General features: G+C 70.5%; 16 protein-coding genes. 12 read left to right on the forward strand and 4 right to left on the reverse strand.

The genetic code is table 11. The features are described from left to right. The first annotated feature begins 86 nt into the window (after positions 1 to 86). The 4 genes from O3W51_RS34695 to O3W51_RS34710 all read left to right on the forward strand — a co-directional run bounded on the left by O3W51_RS34695 (position 87) and on the right by O3W51_RS34710 (position 5408). Complete coding sequence (locus O3W51_RS34695) at positions 87 to 671, forward strand: DUF1990 family protein (RefSeq protein ID WP_269288294.1); 585 nt, start codon at positions 87 to 89, stop codon at positions 669 to 671. A gap of 269 nt (positions 672 to 940) precedes the next feature. Continuing rightward, entirely contained in the window at positions 941 to 2275 is a 1335-nt protein-coding gene (locus tag O3W51_RS34700; protein ID WP_138355229.1) for an MFS transporter, read from the forward strand. Continuing rightward, positions 2272 to 3330, forward strand: a complete 1059-nt coding sequence (locus tag O3W51_RS34705; protein WP_198357503.1) for a 5'/3'-nucleotidase SurE — start codon at positions 2272 to 2274, stop codon at positions 3328 to 3330. The genes O3W51_RS34700 and O3W51_RS34705 overlap by 4 nt, the downstream gene beginning before the upstream one ends. Positions 3331 to 3629: 299 nt before the next feature. Further along, entirely contained in the window at positions 3630 to 5408 is a 1779-nt protein-coding gene (locus tag O3W51_RS34710; RefSeq protein ID WP_138355279.1) for a glycoside hydrolase family 3 protein, read from the forward strand. A gap of 65 nt (positions 5409 to 5473) precedes the next feature. Here the strand turns inward: O3W51_RS34710 and O3W51_RS34715 are convergent, their stop codons facing one another. Next, positions 5474 to 6241, reverse strand: a complete 768-nt coding sequence (locus O3W51_RS34715; protein WP_138355231.1) for a VOC family protein — start codon at positions 6239 to 6241, stop codon at positions 5474 to 5476. Between the two features lie 91 nt (positions 6242 to 6332). After that, positions 6333 to 6551, reverse strand: a complete 219-nt coding sequence (locus O3W51_RS34720; protein ID WP_138355232.1) for a DUF2277 domain-containing protein — start codon at positions 6549 to 6551, stop codon at positions 6333 to 6335. A 129-nt stretch (positions 6552 to 6680) separates the two neighbouring features. Here O3W51_RS34720 and O3W51_RS34725 point away from each other — a divergent pair, with 129 nt between their 5' ends. The 3 genes from O3W51_RS34725 to O3W51_RS34735 are packed head-to-tail and all read left to right on the forward strand — an operon-like array spanning position 6681 to position 7950. Then, positions 6681 to 7322 carry a hypothetical protein gene (locus tag O3W51_RS34725; protein WP_138355233.1) on the forward strand — a complete coding sequence of 214 codons (642 nt, stop codon included), beginning with the start codon at positions 6681 to 6683 and terminating at the stop codon, positions 7320 to 7322. 44 nt (positions 7323 to 7366) lie between these two features. Beyond that, positions 7367 to 7582 carry a ribbon-helix-helix protein, CopG family gene (locus tag O3W51_RS34730; RefSeq protein WP_138355234.1) on the forward strand — a complete coding sequence of 72 codons (216 nt, stop codon included), beginning with the start codon at positions 7367 to 7369 and terminating at the stop codon, positions 7580 to 7582. Further along, on the forward strand, positions 7579 to 7950 hold the full coding sequence (locus O3W51_RS34735) for a hypothetical protein (protein ID WP_138355235.1): 372 nt from the start codon (positions 7579 to 7581) through the stop codon (positions 7948 to 7950). Before O3W51_RS34730 ends, O3W51_RS34735 begins: the two co-directional genes overlap by 4 nt. Here the strand turns inward: O3W51_RS34735 and O3W51_RS34740 are convergent. After that, positions 7943 to 8179, reverse strand: coding sequence for an alpha/beta hydrolase (locus tag O3W51_RS34740; RefSeq protein WP_331284111.1), 237 nt, complete (start codon positions 8177 to 8179; stop codon positions 7943 to 7945). The genes O3W51_RS34735 and O3W51_RS34740 overlap by 8 nt on opposite strands. Positions 8180 to 8432: 253 nt before the next feature. On the opposite strand from O3W51_RS34740, the gene O3W51_RS34745 reads away from it, so the two are divergent. Then, positions 8433 to 9638 carry a thiolase family protein gene (locus O3W51_RS34745; RefSeq protein ID WP_269288302.1) on the forward strand — a complete coding sequence of 402 codons (1206 nt, stop codon included), beginning with the start codon at positions 8433 to 8435 and terminating at the stop codon, positions 9636 to 9638. After that, positions 9638 to 10813: a 4-hydroxybenzoate 3-monooxygenase gene (locus O3W51_RS34750; protein ID WP_269288295.1), complete on the forward strand. Its 1176-nt coding sequence runs from the start codon at positions 9638 to 9640 to the stop codon at positions 10811 to 10813. The genes O3W51_RS34745 and O3W51_RS34750 overlap by 1 nt, the downstream gene beginning before the upstream one ends. 120 nt (positions 10814 to 10933) lie before the next feature. Here the strand turns inward: O3W51_RS34750 and O3W51_RS34755 are convergent, their stop codons facing one another. Then, positions 10934 to 11728: a VOC family protein gene (locus O3W51_RS34755; RefSeq protein WP_138355237.1), complete on the reverse strand. Its 795-nt coding sequence runs from the start codon at positions 11726 to 11728 to the stop codon at positions 10934 to 10936. Between the two features lie 354 nt (positions 11729 to 12082). Here O3W51_RS34755 and O3W51_RS34760 point away from each other — a divergent pair, with 354 nt between their 5' ends. From O3W51_RS34760 to O3W51_RS34770, 3 genes are read left to right on the forward strand one after another with little or no spacing between them, the layout of a single operon-like run. Continuing rightward, positions 12083 to 13324, forward strand: coding sequence for a glycoside hydrolase family 88/105 protein (locus O3W51_RS34760; RefSeq protein WP_138355238.1), 1242 nt, complete (start codon positions 12083 to 12085; stop codon positions 13322 to 13324). Positions 13325 to 13328: 4 nt separating this feature from the next. After that, positions 13329 to 15254: a glycosyl hydrolase family 28 protein gene (locus O3W51_RS34765; protein WP_269288296.1), complete on the forward strand. Its 1926-nt coding sequence runs from the start codon at positions 13329 to 13331 to the stop codon at positions 15252 to 15254. Next, complete coding sequence (locus O3W51_RS34770; RefSeq protein WP_381588728.1) at positions 15251 to 17443, forward strand: discoidin domain-containing protein; 2193 nt, start codon at positions 15251 to 15253, stop codon at positions 17441 to 17443. The genes O3W51_RS34765 and O3W51_RS34770 overlap by 4 nt, the downstream gene beginning before the upstream one ends. Positions 17444 to 17472: the final 29 nt, after the last annotated feature.

Consider the following 17472-nt stretch of genomic DNA (forward strand, 5'->3'; position numbering starts at 1 on the left):
CCTGGCGGACGACCGGAGCCGGACGAAGGGCCGGAACCGGTCCGCGACGGTGCCGAGAAGGGCGTCCTGACGGCGGGTACCCCCGCATGACGCCGAACCCCGGGCGGAAGCCCGTCGCGAACGCCGGTCCCCGCCGGGATCCGGTCCCGAGCTATCCCGAGTTCGGCGCCACCCGGCACGGGGAACTGCCCGACGGATACCACCACCTGCACCACGAAGTCGTGATCGGACGGGGCCGGGAGGTCTTCGAGAGGGCGGGCGCCGCCGTCACCACCTGGCAGATGCACCGCGCGGCCGGTGTCCGGATCCGGGCCGGAGCGCCGCGCGCGGAGCCCGGGATCGCGGTGGAATGCGCGATCGGCGTCGGGCTGTTCCGGATCGCCGCCCCCTGCCGCGTGGTGTGGACCGCTGACGAGGCCCAGCGGATCGGCTTCGCCTACGGAACGCTGACCGGGCATCCGGAGTGCGGTGAGGAGTCCTTCGTCGTGGAGCTCCTGCCCGACGACTCCGTACGGTTCACCGTCACCGCGTTCAGCCGCCCGGGCCGCTGGTACACCCGCCTGGCCGGGCCGCTCGTACCGCTCTGCCAGCGCCTCTACGCCCGACACTGCGGCCGGACCCTGCGGCGGCTGGCCGCCGCGCCGCCGGTGGATGCGGCTCCGATCGGGTAGCCCGAACCCTGGAAGGGACCCGGACAGGACCGGGGACAGCAGGGCCGGGAACGGGCGCTGTCGCAATGATGTGTTCACTTCTTGAACACACAGTCGTGCATCACGGATCCATTGCTTCGTGAACCGACCTCTTACATTGCTGACACGTGTCATCTACGCTCACCGACAACGCCCCGCCGCGGCCTCCGGAGCCGGTCGGTTCGACTACTGGCGCGCGTTCCCCTCGCTCTGCCCCCGTTCCGCCGTCTCTTCCGTTGAAGGGTCCACCGATGAGCACACTGCTTCCCGAAGAAGGGTCTTCGGTCCTCGCGCCCGGAGGTCCGGACGAGGTCATGCGCCCCGTCAACCGCTACCGCCTGGGCCCGCTGTACGTCACGCTCCCGCTCGCGAACATCGCCCTGTACCTGCTGTGGCTGGGCGTGGGCAGCTTTCTGCTGCCGATCCAGGTCGCGCAGATCACCGGCACGAACGACACGGGGGCGCTGTCCACGGCGAGCACCACGGGCGCCATCCTGGCGACCGTCGGCAACCCGATATTCGGCCAGCTCTCGGACCGCACCCGATCGCGCTTCGGCCGCCGCGCCCCGTGGATCCTGCTCTGCGCCGGGATGGGCGCGCTGGCACTGATCGGCCAGGCGCACGCGAACTCGATCGCCATGCTCGGACTGAGCTGGGGCGTCGTGCAGTTCATCATGAACGGCTACCAGGCGGCGCTCACCGCCTGTATGCCGGACCGGGTCCCGCAGTCCAAGTACGGCACGTTCTCCGCCCTCGTCGGACTCGGTGTGCCGCTCGGCACCATCGTCGCGGCGCTGGTCATCGGTGGTGTGCCGGGCAGCAAGTTCGGACTCGACGGTGTCATCGGCGGCTTCGGCGGCCGGTTCGCGGGGGAGAAGGGCTACTACCTGATCGCGGCCTGTGTCGTCGTGGCCGCGCTGATCTTCACCGTCGTGTCGCCCGACACGTCCGCCCGGGACCTGCCGCGGCAGAAGTTCGACCCGCGGGCGTTCCTGTCCAACTTCTGGGTCAACCCGAAGGAACACCCCGACTTCATCTGGGCCTTCCTGTCCCGGCTGGGGGTCATGCTCGGCTACTTCGTCGTCCTGACCTACAACATGTATCTGCTGGCCGACTACATCAAGATCCCACCGCAGGACCTGCTCCCGACCGTCGGGTTCCTGATGATCGTCAACGCGGTCTGCACGATCGCCGCCGTGATCCTGATCGGCCCGCTCGTCGACCGTGTCGGCAGGATGAAGCCGTTCGTCCTGGCCTCCGGCATCGGGGCTGCGCTGGCGCTGACCCTTCCGATGATCTCGCCGACCGAGGGCGGCATGGTCGCCTACAACGTCGCGGGCGGAGTCGCCTTCGGCGTCTACATGGCCGTCGACATGGCCCTGATCACCAAGGTCCTGCCGGCCACCGCGGACGCGGGCAAGGACATGGGTCTGATCAACATCGCCAACGCGGGCCCGCAGATCCTCGCCCCGACCGTCGCCGGCTGGATCGTCAGCGCCGCCGGGTACGAGGCGCTGTTCCCGGTGGCCGCCGCCGTCTCCCTCGCGGGAGCCGTCCTCGTGCTGCGCGTGCGGGGTGTGCGATGAGAATCCGTGACCACCGCGGCACCGTCACGACGCTGCTCGCCGCCGGAACGCTCGTCCTGCCGCTGAGCGGCAGCGCGAACGCCGGAACCGGCAACCACCATGACAGCGAGCCGCTCGCCGGGATGCGGATCCTGATGAGCAACGACGACTCCATGCAGATGGCCCGCCCCAACGCCTCCGACGGCAAGGGCCTCTACGAGGTGCGGCGCGCGCTGTGCTCCGCCGGAGCCGACGTCGTCGTCATGGCGCCCTGGGCCAACCAGAGCGGCGCCGGTACGGGCGCGGCCGGCAGCGGCTCGCTCACCGTGCAGCGGCGTACCGTTCTGCCCGCCGGCTACGGCCAGGACTGCGCTGGTGCGCCCGCCGCCGGCGCCGTCTTCGGAGTGTGCAAGGGCGCCGCCGCCTGCGACGCCGCGAGCGTCAGCGCCACCCCGGTCGACACCGTCCGGCTCGCGCTGAACGGCGGCCTCGCCGCCAAGGCGGGCTGGACGACAGCCCCCGACCTCGTGGTCACGGGCAGCAACTTCGGGCCCAACGTCGCCTCGGTGGTGAACGATTCCGGCACGGTCAGCGCGGCTCTCGCCGCGATCGAGGAGGGCACGCCCGCCGTCGCCCTCAACAGCTCCTACGACCCGACGGTCACCACCTCCCTGGAGGTCGCCGACCGCACCTACCGGCAGACGGCCGACTTCGGTGCCGCCTTCATCGGCTCCCTCCGCCATCGCGGGCTGCTGACCACCGACTTCGTCGTCAACGTCAACTACCCGTACCTCGCCGAAGGGCAGCAGCCCCGGAGCACCGTCCGGTCGTCGGTGGGCAGCCAGAAACTGATCCAGCCCAGCTACGCACAGACCGCCGCGAACGGCGACACGTTCACCGTGGGCGGCGCCCTCTGCGCCGCCGACAACCCCAAGTGCCGTCCCGAGACCAAGCGCGACGCCGACTACCGGCTGCTGCAGCAGGGGAACGTCACCGTCACCCCCATCACTCCTGACCGGACGTTCGAGGGCCGCGAGGCCGGGCGGCTCGAACGCTTCGTCAGGACCGGCCGCTGACCTGACCTCAGCGGCCGGACGAGGACACCGGCCCCGGCACTCCGGAGGGGAAGTGCCGGTGCCGGTGGCCCTCGCACCGCACCACCGCCCAGCGCGGGCCGAAAGCACTGCGCACCACCGCCGACCCGACCGACCTTTTTCACGGTGGCGGCGCCCGTGCGCGGCGGTGAGCCCACAGAGCCGACAGAACGGAACGAACCCCTGTGTCCCAGCACCCGACGACCCGCCCACCGACCCGCGCACCCCTGCTCCAGGCACCCGATGGCACACCCTTCCGGGACCTGAACGGTAACGGCGTCATGGAACCGTACGAGGACCCCCGGCTGCCGGCCGGCGAACGGGCGGCCGACCTCGTCGGGCGCATGACGCTGGAGGAGAAGGCGGGTCTGCTCTTCCAGACGATGGTCGGGATCAACGCCGACGGCACCCTCGTCGAGCCCGAGACCGGCGCCGCAGACGACGACCCGATGCGCGCCTCCACCTCCCGCATGGTGACCGGCAAGCTGATGAACCACTTCAACCTGTTCGGCGCCGCCGCCCCGCGCCGGATGGCCGAGTGGAACAACCGCCTGCAGGCGCTCGCCGCGACCACCCGGCTCGGTATCCCGGTGACGATCTCCACCGACCCGCGCAATGGGTTCATGGACAACCCGGCCGCCAGCGTGCACACCGAAGGCTTCTCGCTGTGGCCGGAGCCGCCGGGCCTGGCCGCCATCGGTGACGAGGAACTCGTGCGGCAGCACGGGGACATCGTCCGCCGTGAGTACCTCGCCGTCGGCATCCGGCTCGCCCTGCACCCCATGGCCGACCTGGCGACCGAACCGCGCTGGGCGCGCGTCGTCGGCACCTTCGGATCCGACGCGGGCCTGGCCGCCCGCATGGTCGCCGCCTACATCCGCGGGCTGCAGGGCGAGACCCTCGGCACCACCAGCGTCGCGGCGATGACCAAGCACTTCCCCGGCGCCGGGCCCCAGCTCAACGGCGAGGACGCGCACTTCGCCTACGGCCGTGAGCAGGTCTACCCCGGTGACAACTTCAAGCACCACCTGATCCCCTTCGAGGCCGCGTTCGAGGCGGGGACCTCGCAGATCATGCCGTACTACGCGATGCCCGTCGGCACCGAGTACGAGGAGATCGGCTTCGGCTTCAACAAGGGCGTCATCACCGGGCTGTTGCGCGGCACCTACGGCTTCGACGGCATCGTCTGCACCGACTGGGGGCTGGTCACCGACTCCGAGATCTTCGGCGCGCCCTTCCCCGCCCGGGCCTGGGGCGCGGAGCACCTGGACCGGCTGACCCGCGTCGAGCGCATCCTGGACGCCGGCGCCGACCAGCTCGGCGGCGAGGCCTGCCCCGAACTCGTGGTCGAGCTGGTGCGCGGCGGCAGGATCAGTGAGGAGCGCATCGACGAGTCGGTGGGCCGGCTGCTGCGGGAGAAGTTCGTCCTGGGCCTGTTCGACGATCCGTTCGTGGATCCCGACGAGGCCGCCCGGATCTGCGGCAGCCAGGAGTTCAGCGACGCGGGCACCGCGGCGCAGAGCCGCTCGGTCACCGTCCTCACCGACCGCCCGGCCGCATCCGCCGCGCCGCTGCTGCCCCTCGCCGCCGGACTGCGGCTGTACACCGAGGGCGTCGACCCCGAGGTCGCCGCGCGCTACGGCACCGTGGTCGCCACGCCGCAGGAGGCGGACGTCGCGGTGCTGCGGATCGCCACCCCGTTCGACCGGCGCACCGAAGGCTTCGAATCCTTCTTCCGCGCCGGCCGGCTGGACTTCACCGAGGACGAACTCCGTCCGATCCTCGATGTCGTCTCAGCGGTGCCCACGGTCGTCGACATCTTCCTCGACCGGCCGGCGGTGATCCCGGGCATTGCCGAGCAGGCGGCGGCCCTGGTGGGCACCTTCGGGGCCTCCGACGCCGCGGTGCTGGACGTGCTCTTCGGCAGGGCCGCGCCCGAGGGGCGGCTGCCCTTCGAACTGCCCCGGTCCATGGCCCAGGTCGAAGCGGGCCACGAGGACATGCCCAACGACTCCGGCGACCCGCTCTTCCCCTTCGGGCACGGGCTCACCATCGGCTGACGTCCTGCCCGCCGGTGCTCCGCTGTCCGCCGTCCGTCCGCCCGTACCGCGGGCGGACGGCGGATTCACGCTCTGGTGATGACGGAGAACTCCGTGCCGAACGGATCGGTGACGGTCGCGATCCTGCCGTAGGTCATGTCCTCGGGGACACCGGCCGTGCCGCCGGCCGCCGTGGCCCGCTCCACCGCGGCGTCGGTGCCGTCGACCTCGAAGGTGGTGGCCCAGGCGGACGACGGAGCGTCCGGCAGGCCGAAGATGCCGCCGATCTCGTAGCCGTCCGGACGGCGCAGGAAGGTGAAGTCGACGTCCGGGAGATCCTTGTTGGAGTCGAGCGTGTAGCCGAACACCGCTGTGTAGAAGGCACGGGCCGGGCCGGGATCCGGGGTGACCAGGTCGTTGCGGACCAGGGACCCGGGCTCGTTCACGATCTCGCAGCCGACGTGCGCCCGGCCCTGCCAGAGACCGAACCGCGAGCCGACCGGGTCCTCGGCAAGAGCCATGCGGCCCTGGTCCATGACATCGCCAGGGGCCGTGATCAGGGTGCCGCCGGCCTCGGTCACGCGCTTGGCCGTCGCGTCGCAGTCGTCGGTGGCGATGTACATGGTCCAGCGCGGGGACGCCCCGGCCGGTTCCCGCTCCGGGTCCTGCACGAGCGCCGCGACCGGCTTTCCGCGCAGCAGACACATCGTGCAATGACCGCTCTCCGCCGACCCCACGGCGTACTCCCAGCCGAACAGCGCGCGGTAGAACTCCATCGCGCGCTCGCGGTCGGGGACGACGAGATCGATCCACGTCGGCGTACCGTCCGGTGGATTGCTGGTGACGTAGCTCATCGCACGACCCTTCGTCGGAACCTGTGGGTCTGACGTTAGGAGTCATCGCGGTCAGGTGCTGTCCGCAATGCGGCCGCGGCGGCGGGCGGGTTTACGTCGTCGGGGCGCCGCGCACGGTCAGCTCGGCGAGGAGCTGCCGGGTGGCCTCGGCCACCGCGTCCACCGCGTGGTCGAAGACCTCGCGGTTGTGAGCGGCCGGGGCGCGGAATCCGGAGACCTTACGGACGTACTGCAACGCCGCCGCCCTGATGTCGTCGTCATCGACGTCGGGGGTCATCGGGGGTCGGAGAGTCTTGATGCTTCGGCACATGACTCCAGTGTGCTCCGCCCCTCGGACTGTCGGCCGGGACTGGCTCCCGGCCGACCGGTCGGTACTGTCGTCCCACAGGGGGCGGCAGACCACGCCCCGCCGCACGACCGACACCGGACGGGGGTGGACATGACCAAGCAGCCGACCGTGGCCCAGCGCCGCCTGATCACCGCCGCCGACCCGAACACCGGGCTGCTCCGCGGCTCGCAGGCGCTGCTCGACGCGCTCTGCGGCCAAGGGCTCGCCGTGAAGCACCCACGCGCGCCCCACCGCTGCTATCTGACCCCGGCCGGACTCGCATTGCGCACCGAACTGCTCACGCCCCCGCCCGAGCCCACCGCCGACCCGCCGCCCGAGGTGGAGACCTTCGCCGCGCGCACCGGCGACGAGCCGGCGACGGCCGACGATCCGCGCCGGGCCCGGGAGGTCGCCGTCGCCTGGGAAGGGCTCCTGGAGCTGCGCCGCGTCACCAACCGAGGGATCACCGACCAGCCCTGCCCGTGGGAACGCGCCCACCTCGTCTCGGGCGCCGCCCTGGCGCTGGAGGCGGCCGGCTGCTCCCCGGCGGTGGCAGGCGAGGGCGGATATCGGGTCGGCCCCGCGCAACAGCCCGAGGCCGTGAGCGTGGAGTGGACCGGCGGCGGCGCCGAGCCCGCCGCGGTCGGAACGGCCGCCTGCGCGGCCGCGCTGGAGCGCGCCGGCTGGCAGGTCACCGAGCATCCGGACGGCGCGGGCGGGCGCTTCCTGCTGGCCTCGCCGCGTCGCGCGTGACGATCCTCTCGCCGCGTACAGCGCTATCGCTGTACGCTGGTGCAATGTCGAAGCATGTGACGATCCGCCTTGACGAGGAATTCCTCGAGCGACTCAAGGTCCGCGCCGCTGAGCAGGGCACCACGGTCACCGCTCTGATCACCGAGGCCGCCAGGCGCGAGCTGGACGAGAACCGTGACCGGTTCCTGGCCGCGGCGGCGGACTTCAACAACGAGGAGAACTGGGCGTACGTCCAGGAGAGGTTCGGCCCCAAGTCGTGAAGATCGACCTGACCTGGGCCTGGAACGTCCTGGCCCATCACCTGCCGTCCGACCCCACGGTCTGGGACCCTTCGGGTATCGAGGCCGCCATAGCGCGTCATGCGTCCGACCTCGTCATGGCGCCCGACAGCCCCGGCCACGACACGGCCTGGCGGGCCGCCGCGCTGCTGCACACCCTGACCGTGTGCCCGCCGCTCGAATCGCCGATGAACGAGTTCTACGCCATGGCCATGACCCGTTCGTACTGCGCCGCGGCGGGCTGGAAGACGCTGCCGGACACGGTCGCCCTCGGCGATCTGGTGGACCGCGTCAAAACCCACAGGACCGGGATCCAGCAGGTCGCCGAGGTGCTGCGGCCACTCAGCTGAGTGCGTAGGGGCCCGTTCTCGCCGGGTCCGGCACCGGCAGCGGGTTCGCCGCGCAGCTGGTGTCGTGGGCCGGAGCGGCTCCGGTGAGCAGGTAGCCGGTGACGATGCCGTCGACGCACGCGTTGCCGTTCAGATACTGGCCGTGGTCACCGCCGCCGTGGGCAGCGCCGCGGCCGCCATGGCCGCCATGGCCGCCACCACCGCGCCGGACACCGCGGAGATCCTCCACCGTGACATGCCGAACCTGAACAGCGTTCCTCCTGGAGGGTGTTGCGGTCGCACTCCCGATGTTCCGGCGTACCGGGACGAAGATCGATCCCGCTGGTACCACTCCCGCGGTGGCATCAGTGCCACCGCGGGCGACCGGTGCCACCCCGGCCCCCGGTCACGGTGATCACCCGGCTCGGTATCCTGCACCCGACGCCGGCGAAGAACTCTCCGCGCCGCGCCCCGAAGGCCGCAGGAAGGGACCGGTGACCCATATGGCCAGCGTGCCGAACGTGCCGAACACCCGTGACGTCTACATCGTCGACGCCGTCCGCACCCCCGTCGGGAAGTACGGTGGCGCGCTGTCCGGCGTCCGCCCCGACGACCTGGCCGCACACGTCCTCAGGGCCCTGGTGGACCGCACACCGGAACTGGACCCGGCCAGGATCGGCGATGTCTTCTTCGGCAACGCCAACGGCGCGGGCGAGGAGAACCGCGATGTCGCGCGGATGGCCGTGCTGCTCGCGGGCCTGCCGGTCTCGGTGCCGGGCGTGACCGTCAACCGGCTGTGCGCGTCCGGGCTGGAGGCGGTGGTCCAGGCGTACCGGGCGGTCGCCCTCGGGGACGTGTCGATCGCCGTCGCCGGCGGCGTCGAGTCGATGAGCCGCGCCCCCTGGGTGCTGCCCAAGCCCGACCGCGCCTTCCCGGCCGGCCATCAGGAGATGTACTCCACGACCATCGGCTGGCGCATGGTCAACCGGCGCCATGAACCGGCGTGGACGATTCCGCTCGGCGAGGGCGCGGAACTGATCGCCGACAAGCACGGCATCACCCGTGAGCAGCAGGACGCCTTCGCCGTCGCGAGCCATGAGAAGGCGGCGCGCGCCTGGAAGGACGGTCTCTACGACGACGAGGTCGTCGCCGTCGAGGGCACCACCCTCGTACGCGACGAGACGATCCGCGACAACACCTCGGTGGAGTCGCTGGCCAAGCTCAAGACGGTCTTCCGTGAGGGCGGCACCGTCACCGCGGGCAACGCCTCGCCGCTCAACGACGGCGCCGCCGCCCTGCTGATCACCGACGAGGAGGGTCTGGCGGCCACCGGCCGTGAACCGCTGGCCCGCATCCGGGCGAGCGCCGTGTCCGGCATCGAACCGCAGTACTTCGGGCTCGGCCCGGTGGAAGCCGTCAACCGCGCGCTGACGCGGGCCGGCCGGGGCTTCGGCGACCTGCGCACCTTCGAACTCAACGAGGCGTTCGCCGCCCAGGCCCTCGGCTGTTTCGCGGAGTGGCCCGGCCTCGATCCGGCGGTCGTCAACCCGCGCGGTGGCGCCATCGCCATCGGCCACCCGCTCGGCGCGTCCGGCGCCCGTATCGCCGGTGCCGTCGCGCACCAGCTGAAGGCCGCGGGCAGCGGTACCGGGCTCGCCGCGCTGTGCATCGGGGTGGGGCAAGGGCTCGCCCTGGTCCTGGAGCGCTGATGCGCACCACGGTCGGGATCATCGGCGGCGGTCCCGCCGGACTGCTGCTGGCGCGGCTGCTGCATCTGGCGGGCGTCGACAGCGTCGTCCTGGAGTCCCGCGACCGTGCCTACGTCGAGCAGCGGCAGCGCGCGGGAATCCTGGAGCAGGCCACCGTGGACGCGCTGCGCGCGTGCGGGGCGGGGGAGCGGATGGACCGGCAGGGGCTGGTCCATGACGGTGTCGAGCTGCGGTTCGACCGACGGGCGCACCGTATCGACTTTCCGTCCCTCACCGGCGGGCGCCGGGTGATGGTCTACGCCCAGACCGAGGTGGTCAAGGACCTCATAGCCCTGCAACTGGACGGTGGCGGGCCGCTGTTGTTCGAGGCGCGGGCCACTGCCGTCGAGGGCGCGGACACCGACACGCCCGTCATACGGTTCACGCACGAGGGCCGCGAGCGGACCCTGGAGTGCGACTACGTGGTGGGCTGCGACGGCTTCCACGGCGTCGCCCGCGACGCGATCCCCGAAGGCGTGCGGCAGACCTTCGAGCGGGTGTACCCGTACTCGTGGCTGGGGATCCTGGCCGATGTGGCGCCGTCGTGCGACGAGCTGATCTACGCGCACTCCCCGCGCGGGTTCGCGCTGCACAGCATGCGTTCGCCTTTGGTGAGCCGGCTGTATCTGCAGGTGCCCAACGGCGAGGATCCCGCCGACTGGCCGGACGGGCGGATCTGGGACGAGCTCGACGCCCGTTTCGCGATCGACGGCGACTGGAAGCTGGACCGGGGGCCGATCACCGCCAAGTCCGTGCTGCCGATGCGCAGTTCGGTCACCGAGCCGATGCGGTACGGGCGGGTGCTGCTGGCCGGGGACGCCGCGCACATCGTGCCCCCGGCGGGTGCGAAGGGCCTGAACCTGGCCGCCGCCGATGTCATCGTCCTGGCGCGGGCGCTGGCGGAGCTGCGGGACACCGGATCGGCGGAGCTGCTCGACGCCTACTCCCGGACGTGTCTGCGCCGGGTGTGGCGCGCGGAGCACTTCTCGTACTTCTTGACGACCACGCTGCACAACGAGCCCGGGCAGTCGCCGTTCGCCACCCGGCTGCAGACCGCCCAGCTCGGCCGGATCACCGGGTCCACGGCCGCCGCCACCGACTTCGCCGAGAACTACACCGGCCTGCCGATCGGCTGACGGGACCTACGGCCGACGGGGTCGGCGTGGCCCGTGAACGCGCTCACCGGAACCCCCTCCCCCCGTGGGAGCGGGTGCCGGTGAGCGTTCGAGCCGTGGGACGGCCGTCGGTGCGTGCGGTCAGCCGGCGTCCGGCGCCGCCCCGGTGAGCAGGGCGAACTGGGCGCCCGCCGGGTCCAGGAGCATGGCCAGCCGGCCGACCCCGGGCGCGTCGTCCGGCGGCATGATGGCGGTGGCTCCGTGCGCGACGGCCGTGGCGAAGGTGGCGTCGCAGTCGGCCGTCCCGAAGTACGGGTGCCAGTTCGGGGTGCTGCCGGGCCCGGTGCCGCCCGGGGGCAGTTCCATGAGGCCGCCGTGCTCCGCCTCGGCGTCGGTGCCCGCCGGGCGGATGAGCGTGTAGGTCATGCCGGGCATCGGGGCGTCGTTGAAGTCCCAGCCGAGGACCTGGTGGTAGAAGGCCTTCGCGGCGGCCGCGTCGGTGGTGTGGAGTTCGACCCAACACAGCGCGTTGTCGGCGGTCACCAGGTCCAGACCCTTGTTGTCGGCGGGCTGCCAGACGTTGAACCCGGCGCCGGCCGGGTCGGTGAAGACGGCCATACGGCCCATCGTGAAGACGTCCATCGCCGGGAACGGCACGGTGCCGCCCGCCTGCTCCACGGTCTTGGCGGTGGCGTCCGCGTCGGGCGTCATGAAGTACGGCGTCCAGCGCGGTTCCACGCCCTCGACCATGATCGGTCCGACACCGGCGACGGTCTTCCCGTCGAGGACGAACATTCCGTAGCCGCCCGCGTCGGGGCCGGCGGACTGGAAGTCCCAGCCGAAGACCGCGTTGTAGAACGCGGCGGACGCCGGAATGTCGCGGCTCGCGAGGTCGAGCCAGTTCGGCGCGCCCGGGACGTAGTCGGTGGAGAGCATGAGGGGTTCCTTCCAGCTGTTCTCGCGGTGCCTGCCCGGCGCGGGGTTCGGGCGCGGCTGTCTGTGAGGTAGACGATCCGCCGCCGCAGAACTCATCGTCCCTGCACGCCGCATTTCTGGCGACTTATGGTTCTTGGTAATACATCCGATATCTGATGTCTGGCATGTCCGAATCATCGAGGCTCTGGTTCGTCCCAGGGGTCACTCTGGGAGCCATAGATCCAGCCAGTTGTTGGTTCGACGATAATTGTTAGGGTTATTGACAGATGTTTCAGCGCTGCTAGATTCCGTTTAAAGGTCCAACCTTTGCTACCCGATCAGCCCCCGATGCAGGGGATTCAGGGTGAGGGGATCATGAACGGATTACGTGCTCTGACGGCCGCGCTCGCGGCCTGCGCCGCGCTTGTCGCGCTGAACGGTCCACCGGCGGCGGCTGTACCCGAGAAAGCCTCGGTCACGGTTCCAGCCCCGGTTCCGGTGTCCGCTCCCGGCGTCGCCGCCGCCGGTACCGACTGGTCGGTCGCGATGACCGACTCGACGATGGCGCGCTTCACTCCCAGCCAGATCGGCGGCTGGTCGTACCCCGTAGGCCTCTACCTCTACGGCCAGTACCTCGTCTACCAGCGCACCCACAACCCCAAGGACCTGGCGTACATCAAGAGCTGGGTGGACCGGTTCGTCGACAGCAAGGGCGCCATCGGCCAGAGCTTCAACAACCTGGACAGCATGCTCGCCGGCCGGCTGCTGGTGATCATGCGCCACGAGACCGGCCAGGCGAAGTACGGGACGGCCGCCACCAAGATCCGCAATCGGCTGGCCACGTACCCCAGGACCTCCGACGGCGGATTCTGGCACTCCACCTCGGACAGCCGCGCCCACCAGCTCTGGGCCGACGGCACGTTCATGGTCAACCCGTTCCTCGTCGAGTACGGGCGGGAGTTCAACGACACCGCGTACGCCGACGACGAGACGACCAAGCAGCTGGTGGTCTACGGCACCCATCTCCAGCAGCCGAACGGCCTGCTCAAGCACGCCTACGACGAGTCGAGGACCGCGAGCTGGGCGAACCCGTCCACCGGGCTGGCCCCGGAGTACTGGTGCCGGGCGGTCGGCTGGTACGGCATGGCGGCCATCGACGTCCTCGACAACATCCCGGCGAACCAGCCGCGCCGGGACCGGCTGCTGGCCATCCTGCGCAACCTGGCGGCCGGTATCGAGCACTACCAGGACCCGGCCACCGGGCGCTGGTTCCAGGTCGCCGACAAGGGCACCCACTCGGACGACTGGACCGAGACGTCCTGCTCCAGCATGTTCACCTTCACCCTGTCGCGCGCGGCGGAGCAGGGCTACATCGACCCGCACTACGCGGCGGTGGCGCGGCGCGGCTACCAGGGTGTGCTGGCCAAGGTCGCGCTCGGCACCGACGGCCGGACCAACCTCTCCGACATCTCCATCGGGACCAACGTCGGCACCTACGCCTACTACATCGGGCGCACCCGGGCCACGAACGACTTCCACGGCCTCGGCGCCTTCCTGATCATGAACGAGCAGCTCCGGGGGACCACCGGCAGCAGCTCGCCGAAGGCCGGGGAGTGACGTGATGAAGCGAATCGCAGTTCTCGTGGGTCTCGCCCTGTTCGTCTTTCTCGGACTGGCGCAGGCACCCGCCATGGGAAGCACGGCCGGCTCCGCACCCGGTTCCGCACCCGGCGCGGCGGCCCCGGCGGCCGCCGAGTTCAACGTCCGGGACTACGGTGCGACGGGCAACGGCTCGACGAACGACACGGCCGCCGTCAACAAGGCGATCACCGCCGCCAATGCCGCCGGCGGAGGCACCGTCCGCTTCCCGTCCGGCAGTTACAAGTCCGCCAACTCGATCCGCCTGAAGAGCAATGTGACCCTCCAGCTGGACTCGGGCGCCACGCTCACCGGTTCCAGCGCCGACACCTACGACGCGGCGGAGTCCAACCCGTACGACGCGTACCAGGACTACGGGCACAGCCATTTCCACGACGCCATGATCTGGGGCGACCGGCTCACCAACATCGGGTTCACCGGATCCGGGACGATCGACGGCGGCGGCAACCTCATCACCGGCAACCCGAAGGCCGGCGAGGCGGACAAGATCATCTCGCTGACGCGCTGCAACGGCCTGACGCTCAGCGGGATCACCCTGCGGCGCGGCGGCCACTTCGCCGCGCTCATCAACGGCTGTTCCAACGTGACCTCGGACCGTCTGACGATCGACACCGCGAGCGACCGGGACGGCTGGAACATCATCAGCACCACCAACGCCGTCATCACGCATGCCGACATCGCCGCCAACGACGACGCGCTCGTCTTCAAGAGCGACTACGCGCTCGGCGCGAAACTCCCCAACGGCCATGTCGTCGTGCATGACTCACATCTGTCGGCGCGCTGCTGCAACGCCCTGATGTTCGGCTCCGAGACCTGCGGGGACTTCACCGACTACCAGTTCCAGGCGATCACGATCACCGGCGCCGACAAGTCGGGCCTCGGCATGGTCTCCATGGACGGCGCCGACATCTCCGACGTCCACTACCGCGACATCACCATGACCGGTGTGCGCTCACCCATCATGCAGAAGATCGGCACGAGAAAACGCTGCGGCAACAGCCCGGGCGTCGGTCACATCAGTGACATCACCTACGACAACATCACCGCGACCGGCGCCTCGCCCGCGTTCAGCCCGACCCTGTGGGGCGAGTCCGGCGGCAACCACATCGACGGTGTGACGTTCCGGAACGTCAACATCACCGTCCCGGGCGGCAGCGGCACCACGGCGGTCACCGTCCCGTCCAACAACCCCACCGACTACAACCCGAACAGCATCGGCACCCGCCCCGCCTACGGCTGGTACCTGCACAACGCCAACAACATCACCTTCACCGACAGCTCGGTGCGCTTCGCCGCCAACGACGGCCGGCCCGCCGTCCTGGCCAACACCGGCAGCACGGTGAAGTTCGACCACTTCACCGCCCAGCGCGGCACCAACAGCCCGTACGACCTCGGCTTCCAGGGCGTCACCGGCTACTGCGTCGCCAACAGTGCCAACACCACCGGCGGGGCGCTGCGCGTCAACGCCACCGGCTCGACCGCCGGTTGCGCGCCGCCGTCCGCCGCGCGGTACGAGGCGGAGGACGGCTCGTACTCCGCGGGTGGCACGGTCGACACCGATCACACCGGCTACAGCGGGACCGTGTTCGTGAACTCCGCGAACGCGGCCGGCGCCTACGTCCAGTGGACGGTGAACGCCGCGCAGGCCGGCACCGCGGACATCACCCTCGGCTACGCCAACGGCACCACGGCCGACCGCCCGATGGACATCACCGTCAACGGCGCCGCGGTCCCGGCCGGCACGGCCTTCGGCGGCACCGGCAGCTGGAACACCTGGCACACCGCCGTCGTCAACGTCCCGCTCCGCGCGGGAGCCAACACCATCCGCGCCACCGCGACGACCGCGGCGGGCTGCCCCAACCTCGACTACCTGGACGGTCCGGTATGAACGCGATGGACAGGAGGGCGGACCGGAGGACGTTCGTGCGGCTGCTGGCCGTGGTCGCGCTGATCCTCGGTGCCCTGCTGCTGCCCGGCACCGCGGCGCGCGCCGATCTGCAGAACCCGCGGCAGGACTTCCTGCGCGGCTCCACCAGCGGGTTGTTCCTGCACTGGGGCGAACGCACCGCCCCGGCGCACACCGACTGCGCCCAGTGGGAGTCCGATGTCACCAACGGCGGCTGGACCCCGGCGTACTGGGTCAACGAGGCCCAGAAGCTGCATGCGCAGTACCTGGTGCTCGCCACGTTCCACAGCCGGCTCGGCTACGCACGGCCGTGGCCGTCGGCGATCCCCGGCAGCTGCAGTACCCACCGCGACTTCCTCGGCGAACTGATCACCGCCGCGAGCGCGAAGGGCCTGAAGGTCATCCTCTATATGACCGACGACCCGCAGTGGCATGCCGAGGGCGGCCATGAGTGGCTCAACTCGGGTGCCTACTCGTCGTACAAGGGCAAGACCGTCGACCTCACCACCCGTGATGGCTTCGGGGAGTTCTCCTACGACAACTTCTTCGAGGTCATGAACCGCTATCCCACCCTGGGCGGGTTCTGGATCGACAACGACAACGCGTACTGGGAGAGCCACAACCTCTACGCCCAGATCTACCAGAAGCGCCCCAACTACACGATCAGCAACAACAACGAAGACACCCCCATCATGGACATGATCAGCAACGAGCAGAAGACCGGCATGTCCCCGGCGTACGACTACCCGCAGGCGCTCTACACCGCCGGCCCCCGGCTGACCGAGGCCGACTTCAAACTGCCTTCCACCGGGGCCTGGTGGTACGACGGCTCCAACCCCGCCGTCGACCGGGCCCTCACCCTCGGCCGGCTCATCACCAACGCCGGATCGTCCGTGAAGGCGCTGATGGCCGAGACCGCCCAGGTCAACGGCAGGTTCCCGTCGAACCAGGAGGCCTTCAACACCTTCGCCAACAGCTATCTGAACCCGATCTGGGAATCGCTGCACGGCACCGAGGGCGGCGGCTATCTGTACGGCGGCCTGCAACCCGGAGCCTGGAACGACGGCGCCCGCGGCGTCACGACCATCAGCACGTCCGACCCCGACCGGCAGTACATCCATGTCGTCACCCCGCCGTCGACGAGCACGCTGCGCCTGCGCGACAACGGGTACCGGATCTCCGCCGTCACCGATCTGCGCACCGGCGCGCCCATCGCCTTCAGCCAGTCCGGCGGCAGTCTCACCCTGACCGGGCTGGGCGGCTGGGATCCGTACGACACGGTCTTCAAGGTGACCGCCGACGGCCGTACGGGGATCTATCCGGCCTCCTCGTACACGATGAGCGCCAGTGCCTCGGCGAGCGGCCACGGCGCCCCGGCGGCGGCCGACGGCAGTTATCTGACGTACTGGGACAGCAATCAGACGCTGCCCGTGCGGCTCGACTTCGACCTCGGATCGTCGAAGCCGGTGCGGTACGTCGGCATCAACCAGCGGGAGGACTCGGTCAGTTACGCCCGCTCCGCCACCGAGCAGTCGGCACGCATCAAGGGCTACAACGTGTACGTCAGCAGCGACGGCAGCACGTGGGGGAGCCCGGTGAAGTCCGGCACCCTGCCCAGCGCCCGCGGGGTCGCGACCATCGACATCCCGGCGGTCACCACCCGTCATGTCCGCCTCCAAGTGACCAGCACCTACGCCGCCTCCACCGACACCGCGCGCTACAAGCGGCTGCGCATCGACGAGACCTGGATCGGGTCCGGGTACGCGACCGGGAGCACCGGTCCGTCCCCGGCCCGCTACGAGGCGGAGGCCGCCGCCTTCTCCGCGGGCAGCTCCGTCGACTCCGACCACACCGGGTACACCGGGACCGGCTTCGTCAACACCGGCAACGCGTCCGGCGCGTACGTGGAATGGACGGTCGACGCGGCGGCCGCCGGAAACGTACCGCTGGCCGTCCGGTACGCCAACGGCACCACGGTCAACCGTCCGATGGACATCGCGGTCAACGGCACGACCGTGATGTCCGCAAGGGCGTTCAACGGCACCGGCGACTGGAACACCTGGGCCGACTCGACGCTGACGGCGGCGCTGCACGCCGGGGCCAACACCGTCCGGGTGACCGCGACCACGGCGACCGGCGCGCCCAATCTCGACCATCTGGACGTGGGGTAGCGGGATCGCCCCGGGAGGGCCGTTCGCCG

Origin of the sequence: Streptomyces sp. H39-C1, assembly GCF_027158125.1 — a bacterium.
GTDB classification, from domain to species: Bacteria; Actinomycetota; Actinomycetes; order Streptomycetales; family Streptomycetaceae; genus Actinacidiphila; species Actinacidiphila fildesensis.

Excerpts from the sequence above, each read along its gene's own strand:
- O3W51_RS34695 (WP_269288294.1), top strand. The coding sequence starts at position 87 with ATGACGCCGAACCCCGGGCGGAAGCCCGTCGCGAACGCCGGTCCCCGC.
- O3W51_RS34700 (WP_138355229.1), top strand. The coding sequence starts at position 941 with ATGAGCACACTGCTTCCCGAAGAAGGGTCTTCGGTCCTCGCGCCCGGA.
- O3W51_RS34705 (WP_198357503.1), top strand. The coding sequence starts at position 2,272 with ATGAGAATCCGTGACCACCGCGGCACCGTCACGACGCTGCTCGCCGCC.
- O3W51_RS34710 (WP_138355279.1), top strand. The coding sequence starts at position 3,630 with ATGGAACCGTACGAGGACCCCCGGCTGCCGGCCGGCGAACGGGCGGCC.
- O3W51_RS34715 (WP_138355231.1), bottom strand. The coding sequence starts at position 6,241 with ATGAGCTACGTCACCAGCAATCCACCGGACGGTACGCCGACGTGGATC.
- O3W51_RS34720 (WP_138355232.1), bottom strand. The coding sequence starts at position 6,551 with ATGTGCCGAAGCATCAAGACTCTCCGACCCCCGATGACCCCCGACGTC.
- O3W51_RS34725 (WP_138355233.1), top strand. The coding sequence starts at position 6,681 with ATGACCAAGCAGCCGACCGTGGCCCAGCGCCGCCTGATCACCGCCGCC.
- O3W51_RS34730 (WP_138355234.1), top strand. The coding sequence starts at position 7,367 with ATGTCGAAGCATGTGACGATCCGCCTTGACGAGGAATTCCTCGAGCGA.
- O3W51_RS34745 (WP_269288302.1), top strand. The coding sequence starts at position 8,433 with ATGGCCAGCGTGCCGAACGTGCCGAACACCCGTGACGTCTACATCGTC.
- O3W51_RS34750 (WP_269288295.1), top strand. The coding sequence starts at position 9,638 with ATGCGCACCACGGTCGGGATCATCGGCGGCGGTCCCGCCGGACTGCTG.
- O3W51_RS34755 (WP_138355237.1), bottom strand. The coding sequence starts at position 11,728 with ATGCTCTCCACCGACTACGTCCCGGGCGCGCCGAACTGGCTCGACCTC.
- O3W51_RS34760 (WP_138355238.1), top strand. The coding sequence starts at position 12,083 with ATGAACGGATTACGTGCTCTGACGGCCGCGCTCGCGGCCTGCGCCGCG.
- O3W51_RS34765 (WP_269288296.1), top strand. The coding sequence starts at position 13,329 with ATGAAGCGAATCGCAGTTCTCGTGGGTCTCGCCCTGTTCGTCTTTCTC.
- O3W51_RS34770 (WP_381588728.1), top strand. The coding sequence starts at position 15,251 with ATGAACGCGATGGACAGGAGGGCGGACCGGAGGACGTTCGTGCGGCTG.